General features: G+C 69.4%; 2 protein-coding genes. Both read left to right on the top strand.

The annotated features are described in order from the left end of the window. Positions 1-366 (top strand): transposase (locus tag ACH4J0_RS43235; RefSeq protein ID WP_396246665.1); only part of this gene is annotated, 366 nt, incomplete at its 5' end. Between the two features lie 20 nt (positions 367-386). Next, positions 387-1286 (top strand): IS3 family transposase (locus ACH4J0_RS43240; RefSeq protein ID WP_396246666.1); only part of this gene is annotated, 900 nt, incomplete at its 3' end.

Raw genomic sequence — 1286 nt, forward strand, 5'->3', positions numbered from 1 at the left:
TCCGCAGTCGACCCGGCGCCCAGGCCGAAGCGCCGCACGTTCAGCCCCGAGTACAAGCTGCGGATCGTCGCCGAGTACGACGCCGCACCCGAGGGTGAGAAGGGTGCGGTCCTGCGCCGCGAGCGCCTGTACCACTCGCACGTCACCGAGTGGCGGGCCGCGCGGGATGCCGGGGCCCTGGAGAACCTGGTCGACCGGCGCACGAGCCCGGCCCGCCCGAAGAAGTCCGCCGCCGAGGTCGAGAACGAGAAGCTGCGCCGGCAGGTGGAACGGCTGGAGAAGGAGCTCGCCCGGAACAAGGCCGCGCTGGAGGTCCTGGGAAAAGCGTCGGCGCTCTTGGAAATGATCTCCGAGGGCGCGGACTGAAGCACGCCGCCGACCCGGTCGTGGACGAGGCGTTCGCCGGCGTCGAACACGAGCTGGGCACCACGGCCGCGTGCCGGCTGACCGGGCGCTCCCGGGCCACCCACTACCGCAGGCTGAAGCCGCCGCCCGCGCGCGGGCCAAGGCAGCCCCAGGTCCAGCCGTCGGCTCTGAGGGCCGAAGAGCGTGATGCGGTACTGGCGTTGATGAACAGCCCCGAGTACGCCGAGCTGCCGCCCGCACAGATCTGGGCCCGTGAGCTGGATACCGGGCGCTACCACTGCTCGGTCTCCACGATGTACCGGATCCTGCGAGAGCGCGGGCAGTCGGGTGAGCGCCGCCGCCAGGCCACCCACCCGGCCAAGGCGGTGCCCGAACTGGTCGCCGACGGCCCCTCCCAGGTGTTCACCTGGGACATCACCAAGGCGGCCGGCCCCAGGAAGGGCATCTGGTACCACGCCTACGTCGTCATCGACATCTTCAGCCGCTACATCGTCGGCCACACCGTCGAACTGGCCGAGTCGGCCGAACGGGCGGAGGAGTTGATCCGCGAGACCATCGCGCGCAACGGCATCGTCCCCGAGACCGTGCACGCCGACCGGGGAACCTCGATGACCTCGAAGAAGGTCTCCCAGCTGCTGATCGATCTCGGCGTCACCAGGAGTCACTCGCGCCCCAAGGTCTCCAACGACAATCCCTACAGCGAGGCCCAGTTCAAGACCACCAAGTACATGGCCGACTATCCCGAGCGGTTCGATTCCCTGGCCCACGCCCGCGAATGGTTCGACGCCTTCATCTCGTACTACAACCACGAGCACCGGCACTCGGGCATCGGACTTCACACGCCCGCCAGCGTCCACTTCGGCACCGCCGAACAGATCCGCGACCAGCGGGCCGTCACCCTCGCCGAGGCCTACGCACGG

Origin of the sequence: Kitasatospora sp. NPDC017646, assembly GCF_044329365.1 — a bacterium.
GTDB lineage: Bacteria > Actinomycetota > Actinomycetes > Streptomycetales > Streptomycetaceae > Kitasatospora.